General features: G+C 33.1%; 7 protein-coding genes. 6 read left to right on the forward strand and 1 reads right to left on the reverse strand.

What is annotated here, in order from left to right; genetic code table 11:
* The first annotated feature begins 44 nt into the window (after positions 1–44).
* The 5 genes from trxB (at position 45) to clpP (ending at position 5,921) form a co-directional block, all read left to right on the forward strand.
* On the forward strand, positions 45–980 hold the full coding sequence (gene trxB, locus HMPREF3247_RS11615; protein ID WP_000134963.1) for a thioredoxin-disulfide reductase: 936 nt from the start codon (positions 45–47) through the stop codon (positions 978–980).
* An 822-nt stretch (positions 981–1,802) separates the two neighbouring features.
* Positions 1,803–2,714 carry an RNase adapter RapZ gene (rapZ, locus tag HMPREF3247_RS11625; protein ID WP_000369722.1) on the forward strand — a complete coding sequence of 304 codons (912 nt, stop codon included), beginning with the start codon at positions 1,803–1,805 and terminating at the stop codon, positions 2,712–2,714.
* Entirely contained in the window at positions 2,711–3,706 is a 996-nt protein-coding gene (locus HMPREF3247_RS11630) for a YvcK family protein (protein ID WP_001248939.1), read from the forward strand. The genes rapZ and HMPREF3247_RS11630 overlap by 4 nt, the downstream gene beginning before the upstream one ends.
* A 110-nt stretch (positions 3,707–3,816) precedes the next feature.
* Complete coding sequence (gene whiA / locus HMPREF3247_RS11635; RefSeq protein ID WP_000006551.1) at positions 3,817–4,761, forward strand: DNA-binding protein WhiA; 945 nt, start codon at positions 3,817–3,819, stop codon at positions 4,759–4,761.
* A gap of 572 nt (positions 4,762–5,333) precedes the next feature.
* Positions 5,334–5,921, forward strand: coding sequence for an ATP-dependent Clp endopeptidase proteolytic subunit ClpP (clpP, locus tag HMPREF3247_RS11645; protein WP_001049165.1), 588 nt, complete (start codon positions 5,334–5,336; stop codon positions 5,919–5,921).
* A 242-nt stretch (positions 5,922–6,163) separates the two neighbouring features.
* Here clpP and HMPREF3247_RS11650 read toward each other — a convergent pair whose 3' ends face one another.
* Positions 6,164–7,066: a TIGR01777 family oxidoreductase gene (locus tag HMPREF3247_RS11650; RefSeq protein ID WP_000816304.1), complete on the reverse strand. Its 903-nt coding sequence runs from the start codon at positions 7,064–7,066 to the stop codon at positions 6,164–6,166.
* A 702-nt stretch (positions 7,067–7,768) separates the two neighbouring features.
* Between HMPREF3247_RS11650 and HMPREF3247_RS11655 the strand changes: the two genes are divergently transcribed.
* The gene (locus HMPREF3247_RS11655) at positions 7,769–8,398 is read left to right on the forward strand and encodes a DUF4887 domain-containing protein (protein ID WP_000070826.1); all 630 of its coding nucleotides are present in this window, start codon (positions 7,769–7,771) and stop codon (positions 8,396–8,398) included.
* The last annotated feature ends 404 nt before the right edge of the window (positions 8,399–8,802 follow it).

Below are 8,802 nucleotides of genomic sequence, written 5' to 3' on the forward strand. Positions count from 1 at the left end.
TATATAATGCGCATAATGATTAATAATGAGGAGGCGTTAATAAAATGACTGAAATAGATTTTGATATAGCAATTATCGGTGCAGGTCCAGCTGGTATGACTGCTGCAGTATACGCATCACGTGCTAATTTAAAAACAGTTATGATTGAAAGAGGTATTCCAGGCGGTCAAATGGCTAATACAGAAGAAGTAGAGAACTTCCCTGGTTTCGAAATGATTACAGGTCCAGATTTATCTACAAAAATGTTTGAACACGCTAAAAAGTTTGGTGCAGTTTATCAATATGGAGATATTAAATCTGTAGAAGATAAAGGCGAATATAAAGTGATTAACTTTGGTAATAAAGAATTAACAGCGAAAGCGGTTATTATTGCTACAGGTGCAGAATACAAGAAAATTGGTGTTCCGGGTGAACAAGAACTTGGTGGACGCGGTGTAAGTTATTGTGCAGTATGTGATGGTGCATTCTTTAAAAATAAACGCCTATTCGTTATCGGTGGTGGTGATTCAGCAGTAGAAGAGGGAACATTCTTAACTAAATTTGCTGACAAAGTAACAATCGTTCACCGTCGTGATGAGTTACGTGCACAGCGTATTTTACAAGATAGAGCATTCAAAAATGATAAAATCGACTTTATTTGGAGTCATACTTTGAAATCAATTAATGAAAAAGACGGCAAAGTGGGTTCTGTGACATTAACGTCTACAAAAGATGGTTCAGAAGAAACACACGAGGCTGATGGTGTATTCATCTATATTGGTATGAAACCATTAACAGCGCCATTTAAAGACTTAGGTATTACAAATGATGTTGGTTATATTGTAACAAAAGATGATATGACAACATCAGTACCAGGTATTTTTGCAGCAGGAGATGTTCGCGACAAAGGTTTACGCCAAATTGTCACTGCTACTGGCGATGGTAGTATTGCAGCGCAAAGTGCAGCGGAATATATTGAACATTTAAACGATCAAGCTTAATTCGAAGTCGAATTAAGATGTTGAGCTGTAAATTATTTGGATATTTATTTTAATAGTGTCATCACAGCGTTAAAATAATGTCTTACTTTTAAATTAAAGCAAATTATATAGAAAACTAGAACTTAGTACGTATCATTTGTGCGTTTCAATGAGTTCTAGTTTTTTTATATGTTATATTAAACTTATAACTTTATGGGAGTGGGACAGAAATGATAAAGAGCCACTAATGATTTATTATGTAGTGGTTCTTACACATTAGCCACAGCTAATGTGTACTTAAAAATAGGAATACATGAGTAAAACTCATGCATAAGAAATACTAATTTCTATAGAAAAAGTATTACTTTATCGTTGTCCCACCCCAACTTGCACATTATCGTAAGCTGACTTTTCGTCAGCTTCTGTGTTGGGGCCCCGCCAACTTGCATTGTCTGTAGAAATTGGGAATCCAATTTCTCTATGTTGGCGCCCACACCCCAACTCGCATTGTCTGTAGAATTTCTTTTCGAAATTCTCTGTGTTGGGGCCCACACCCCAACTCGCATTGCCTGTAGAATTTCTTTTCGAAATTCTCTGTGTTGGGGCCCCTGACTAGAGTTGAAAAAAGCTTGTTGTAAGCGCATTTTCATTCAGTCAAATACTGCCAATATAATATTATAGACCCTAGGACATTGATTTATGTCCCAAGCTCCTTTAAATGATGTATATTTTTAGAAATTTAATCTAGACATAGTTGGAAATAAATATAAAACATCGTTGCTTAATTTTGTCATAGAACATTTAAATTAACATCATGAAATTCGTTTTGGCGGTGAAAAAATAATGGATAATAATGAAAAAGAAAAAAGTAAAAGTGAACTATTAGTTGTAACAGGTTTATCTGGCGCAGGTAAATCTTTGGTTATTCAATGTTTAGAAGACATGGGATATTTTTGTGTAGATAATCTACCACCAGTGTTATTGCCTAAATTTGTAGAGTTGATGGAACAAGGAAATCCATCCTTAAGAAAAGTGGCAATTGCAATTGATTTAAGAGGTAAGGAACTATTTAATTCATTAGTTGCAGTAGTGGATAAAGTCAAAAGTGAAAGTGACGTCATCATTGATGTTATGTTTTTAGAAGCAAGTACTGAAAAATTAATTTCAAGATATAAGGAAACGCGTCGTGCACATCCTTTGATGGAACAAGGTAAAAGATCGTTAATCAATGCAATTAATGATGAGCGAGAGCATTTGTCTCAAATTAGAAGTATAGCTAATTTTGTTATAGATACTACAAAGTTATCACCTAAAGAATTAAAAGAACGCATTCGTCGATACTATGAAGATGAAGAGTTTGAAACTTTTACAATTAATGTCACAAGTTTCGGTTTTAAACATGGGATTCAGATGGATGCAGATTTAGTATTTGATGTACGATTTTTACCAAATCCATATTATGTAGTAGATTTAAGACCTTTAACAGGATTAGATAAAGACGTTTATAATTATGTTATGAAATGGAAAGAGACGGAGATTTTCTTTGAAAAATTAACTGATTTGTTAGATTTTATGATACCCGGGTATAAAAAAGAAGGGAAATCTCAATTAGTAATTGCCATCGGTTGTACGGGTGGACAACATCGATCTGTAGCATTAGCAGAACGACTAGGTAATTATCTAAATGAAGTATTTGAATATAATGTTTATGTGCATCATAGGGACGCACATATTGAAAGTGGCGAGAAAAAATGAGACAAATAAAAGTTGTACTTATCGGTGGTGGCACTGGCTTATCAGTTATGGCTAGGGGATTAAGAGAATTCCCAATTGATATTACGGCGATTGTAACAGTTGCTGATAATGGTGGGAGTACAGGGAAAATCAGAGATGAAATGGATATACCAGCACCAGGAGACATCAGAAATGTGATTGCAGCTTTAAGTGATTCTGAGTCAGTTTTAAGCCAACTTTTTCAGTATCGCTTTGAAGAAAATCAAATTAGCGGTCACTCATTAGGTAATTTATTAATCGCAGGTATGACTAATATTACGAATGATTTCGGACATGCCATTAAAGCATTAAGTAAAATTTTAAATATTAAAGGTAGAGTCATTCCATCTACAAATACAAGTGTGCAATTAAATGCTGTTATGGAAGATGGAGAAATTGTTTTTGGAGAAACAAATATTCCTAAAAAACATAAAAAAATTGATCGTGTGTTTTTAGAACCTAACGATGTGCAACCAATGGAAGAAGCAATCGATGCTTTAAGGGAAGCAGATTTAATCGTTCTTGGACCAGGGTCATTATATACGAGCGTTATTTCTAACTTATGTGTCAATGGTATTTCAGATGCATTAATTCATTCTGATGCGCCTAAGCTATATGTTTCTAATGTGATGACGCAACCTGGGGAAACAGATGGTTATAGCGTGAAAGATCATATCGACGCGATTCATAGACAAGCTGGACAACCGTTTATTGATTATGTCATTTGTAGTACACAAACTTTCAATGCTCAAGTTTTGAAAAAATATGAAGAAAAACATTCTAAACCAGTTGAAGTTAATAAGGCTGAACTTGAAAAAGAAAGCATAAATGTAAAAACATCTTCAAATTTAGTTGAAATTTCTGAAAATCATTTAGTAAGACATAATACTAAAGTGTTATCGACAATGATTTATGACATAGCTTTAGAATTAATTAGTACTATTCCTTTCGTACCAAGTGATAAACGTAAATAATATAGAACGTAATCATATTATGATATGATAATAGAGCTGTGTAAAAAAATGAAAATAGACAGTGGTTCTAAGGTGAATCATGTTTTAAATAAGAAAGGAATGACTGTACGATGAGCTTTGCATCAGAAATGAAAAATGAATTAACTAGAATAGACGTCGATGAAATGAATGCAAAAGCAGAGCTCAGTGCACTGATTCGAATGAATGGTGCACTTAGTCTTTCAAATCAACAATTTGTTATAAATGTTCAAACGGAAAATGCAACAACGGCAAGACGTATTTATTCGTTGATTAAACGTGTCTTTAATGTGGAAGTTGAAATATTAGTCCGTAAAAAAATGAAACTTAAAAAAAATAATATTTATATTTGTCGTACAAAGATGAAAGCGAAAGAAATTCTTGATGAATTAGGAATTTTAAAAGACGGCATTTTTACGCATGAAATTGATCATTCAATGATTCAAGATGACGAAATGAGACGCAGTTACTTGAGAGGAGCTTTTCTGGCAGGTGGCTCAGTGAATAACCCTGAAACATCTTCGTACCATTTGGAAATTTTTTCTCAAAATGAGAGTCATGCAGAAGGCTTAACGAAACTAATGAATAGTTATGAGTTGAATGCCAAACATTTAGAGCGAAAAAAAGGAAGTATTACGTATTTAAAAGAAGCGGAAAAGATTTCGGATTTTCTTAGTTTGATAGGTGGCTATCAAGCGTTATTAAAATTTGAAGACGTACGTATTGTAAGAGATATGCGTAATTCTGTTAACCGACTCGTTAATTGTGAAACGGCCAATCTAAATAAAACAGTTAGTGCTGCGATGAAACAAGTTGAGAGCATTAAATTGATTGATAAAGAAATTGGTATTGAAAATTTACCAGACAGGTTGAGAGAGATTGCTAGAATTCGAGTAGAACATCAAGAAATTTCGTTGAAAGAGCTTGGAGAAATGGTATCAACTGGTCCAATTTCAAAATCAGGTGTAAATCACCGATTAAGAAAACTGAATGATTTAGCCGATAAGATTAGAAATGGTGAACAAATAGAATTATAAGTAAGAAGGTGTTTTTGGTAGTGAATTATCAAAAACACTTTTTTATGATTAAAAAGTGTTTAATGAATAATAGTCGACTAACTATTAAATTGAGCTGGAAAGTTTAATGAAGGAAATTCAATAACCAAGTGATGCCTAATTTTCTCATTAAATAGCATCATATGTATCAATTTGGTCATAAGAAAATATGAATGTGATAATTAATTGAGTCCCTGAAAGTCCCTGATCATAGACAAAAACAAAATCAGCATAAATAAGAATCCCGACATTGCGGGATTCTCAGTATTGAAAAGTATTGTATTTTATTAAAACAGCCTCCTTGAAGGGAATTGAACCCCTATCTTAAGAACCGGAATCTTACGTGTTATCCATTACACCACAAGGAGCAAATATGTAATCATATCTCTGTACTATGAGAAGTAAAATAAGTACAATCTAAAATAGATATTATCAGTTTACAAAGGAAAGAGAAAAGCGTCAAACAATGTAACTATTTAAAGTCAAAGTGTTTGACCAAATTTGACTTAATATGTAAAATAATGAGTAACAGTTATTACAAGGAGGAAATATAGATGAATTTAATTCCTACAGTTATTGAAACAACAAACCGCGGTGAACGTGCATATGATATATACTCACGTTTATTAAAAGACCGTATTATTATGTTAGGTTCACAAATTGATGACAACGTAGCAAATTCAATCGTATCACAGTTATTATTCTTACAAGCGCAAGACTCAGAGAAAGATATTTATTTATACATTAATTCACCAGGTGGAAGTGTAACAGCTGGTTTTGCGATTTATGATACAATTCAACACATTAAACCTGATGTTCAAACAATTTGTATCGGTATGGCTGCATCAATGGGATCATTCTTATTAGCAGCTGGTGCAAAAGGTAAACGTTTCGCGTTACCAAATGCAGAAGTAATGATTCACCAACCATTAGGTGGTGCTCAAGGACAAGCAACTGAAATCGAAATTGCTGCAAATCACATTTTAAAAACACGTGAAAAATTAAACCGCATTTTATCAGAGCGTACTGGTCAAAGTATTGAAAAAATACAAAAAGACACAGATCGTGATAACTTCTTAACTGCAGAAGAAGCTAAAGAATATGGCTTAATTGATGAAGTGATGGTACCTGAAACAAAATAATTCAAAGTAAAGAGTAGACTAAGCAGTCTGCTCTTTTTGTATGAGTAAACCGAGGTGTCAATAAATTGTTTACTATACTTTGAGCGGAAATATGATTGAATGAAGCTAGTTGAACCGTAACTATATGAAATGTTCCCTTCAAAGTAGACATTGAAAGGAACATTTCAATCCTTTGTTTGTAAGTCGCTCTAGACATTACATTTAGTACATATGTTGTTTCTAATGCTCATTAATGGTATTGATTATTCTTTAATTAAATCTTCAAGTGCCATTTTTAAATTACTATATTTAAATTGGAATCCCAATGCTTGAATTTTATTAGGTAATACTTTTTGAGTATCCAATACTACTGTTGACATTTGACCAAGTATGAGACGCATTGCAAGACTTGGTGCCCAAGTTTCATGGGGCTTATGCATAGCTCTTGCTAAAGTGTAGCCAAATAAATTTTGACGCTCAGGTATAGGTGCAGTTAAATTAAACGGACCACTAGCTGACTCGTTATTTATTAAAAATAAAATAGCTTGAATTAAATCATTGATATGAATCCATGAATACCATTGTTGACCAGAACCTAATTTACCACCAATGTAATATTTGTATGGTAGTTTCATTGTTTGTAACGCACCGCCTTCATTCGATAAAATCATACCGAAACGACCGATGACAACTCGCGTACCTAATTGTTCAAATTGTTGTGCGAAACGTTCCCATTGATACACAATATCTGACAAGAAATCAAATGGTAAAGTTTTATAAACTTCTGTGTAACTCATAAATAAATCAGGAGGATAGTAACCAGTGGCACTAGCATTAAATAAAACTTTAGGTGCTTTATTACGTGATTTAAACAATTCATATAAAGCTTGCGTAGATTGAATTCTACTTAGCATTAGCGTTTGTTTATATTCCGGTGTCCATCGTTTATTCAGTGTAGCACCTGCTAAGTTGATGACCACATCGATATTTTGAGGAACTTTGTGTTCCCACCCAGATTTAGCCCAGTTGACATATGAAATTTTCTTATCATTTGAAATTTGGTCGTGTCGCGTTAATATCGTGATATGTGAATCTGATTTTTTAATTTCATTAACTAATTGAGATCCAACCATACCAGTCCCACCAGTAATTAAGTATTGTTTCATTATCATTCACCCCATGTAATTTTGTATTTAGTTACTATTTAATAATCATTATTGTTGTTCAAAGGTTATACATTATTTAGACAATAATATGTCAATAACTTTTTTTGAATTGTATTTTAATAAAAATGATATAAGTTATAATAAAGGTGTACCTTCGATAACGAATAAACATCTCTTAAAAGTATGTGTAAAACGCTGCATGATACAAACGAAGGTAAAAATTTGACTCCCTTTAGTAGTGGACCCGTACGTTAATCGTGCGGGTCGTTTTTATTTATTTCTTATTCCCATTATACATCAATTTAAAGCATTAATTTTTTAAACAAATTTAAGAATACATAGTAATATAACAATCTAAACATAAAAACTTTTAACACAACACTTAAACCAATGCTTTAATTTTCAATACGTAGCTATAATTTGTTGTAAAATCAAAAAGGTTAAAATGTTAATTTTCAAAAAAAGGCTCAAAATATGTTTGATTTAGTTATTAAATGTTAAGATATATAAGACTACTATTTCTTTGTAAAAATGAATCCGATTTACGAGTGAGTAATAGTGAAGGCAGTTTTAAGTTGAAGAAGGCAAAAAGAGTAAATGTTTATTAATATTTGTAGAAACTAGGTAAGCAAATTAGTTGTGAAAATGTTAATGGTTGCGTGATAATTTCTATATTTAAATTAGTTTGAAGTGAGGGAGAGTATGTCGAATCAAAATTACGACTACAATAAAAATGAAGATGGAAGTAAGAAGAAAATGAGTACAACAGCGAAAGTAGTTAGCATTGCGACGGTATTGCTATTACTCGGAGGATTAGTATTTGCAATTTTTGCATATGTAGATCATTCGAATAAAGCTAAAGAACGTATGTTGAACGAACAAAAGCAGGAACAAAAAGAAAAGCGTCAAAAAGAAAATGCAGAAAAAGAGAGAAAGAAAAAGCAACAAGAGGAAAAAGAGCAGAATGAGCTAGATTCACAAGCAAACCAATATCAGCAATTGCCACAGCAGAATCAATATCAATATGTGCCACCTCAGCAACAAGCACCTACAAAGCAACGTCCTGCTAAAGAAGAGAATGATGATAAAGCATCAAAGGATGAGTCGAAAGATAAGGATGACAAAGCATCTCAAGATAAATCAGATGATAATCAGAAGAAAACTGATGATAATAAACAACCAGCTCAGCCTAAACCACAGCCGCAACAACCAACACCAAAGCCAAATAATAATCAACAAAACAATCAATCAAATCAGCAAGCAAAACCACAAGCACCACAACAAAATAGCCAATCAACAACAAATAAACAAAATAATGCTAATGATAAGTAGTATTTAGTCAAACAAAAATGAACCAGTATGACAGACAACACAATTAATTAGGTTGTCTCGAATATTGGTTCTTATTTTTATAATTGTTAATTAGGGGAGAGATGATACTTAAATAGTTAGTTGTTTATTTTACGGATAGTGAAATTTATTTTGAGTGAGGTGGGACGGAAATGATATTTTCGCAAAATTTATTTCGTCGTCTGACCCCAACTTCCACATTATTGTAAGCTGACTTTCCGTCAGCTTCTGTGTTGGGGCCCCGCCAACTTGCACATTATTGTAAGCTGACTTTTCGTCACCTTCTATGTTGGGGCCCCACCCCAACTTGCATTGCCTGTAGAATTTCATTTCGAAATTCTCTGTGTTGGGGCCCACCCCAACTTGCACATTATTGTAAGCTGACT

Origin of the sequence: Staphylococcus sp. HMSC36A10 (assembly GCF_001838845.1) — a bacterium.
Classification (GTDB): Bacteria; Bacillota; Bacilli; order Staphylococcales; family Staphylococcaceae; genus Staphylococcus; species Staphylococcus aureus.

What these genes read in the sequence shown, in the direction of transcription:
- HMPREF3247_RS11655 (WP_000070826.1), top strand. Translation starts at nt 7,769, where the DNA reads ATGTCGAATCAAAATTACGACTACAATAAAAATGAAGATGGAAGTAAG.
- whiA (WP_000006551.1), top strand. Translation starts at nt 3,817, where the DNA reads ATGAGCTTTGCATCAGAAATGAAAAATGAATTAACTAGAATAGACGTC.
- trxB (WP_000134963.1), top strand. Translation starts at nt 45, where the DNA reads ATGACTGAAATAGATTTTGATATAGCAATTATCGGTGCAGGTCCAGCT.
- HMPREF3247_RS11630 (WP_001248939.1), top strand. Translation starts at nt 2,711, where the DNA reads ATGAGACAAATAAAAGTTGTACTTATCGGTGGTGGCACTGGCTTATCA.
- HMPREF3247_RS11650 (WP_000816304.1), bottom strand. Translation starts at nt 7,066, where the DNA reads ATGAAACAATACTTAATTACTGGTGGGACTGGTATGGTTGGATCTCAA.
- clpP (WP_001049165.1), top strand. Translation starts at nt 5,334, where the DNA reads ATGAATTTAATTCCTACAGTTATTGAAACAACAAACCGCGGTGAACGT.
- rapZ (WP_000369722.1), top strand. Translation starts at nt 1,803, where the DNA reads ATGGATAATAATGAAAAAGAAAAAAGTAAAAGTGAACTATTAGTTGTA.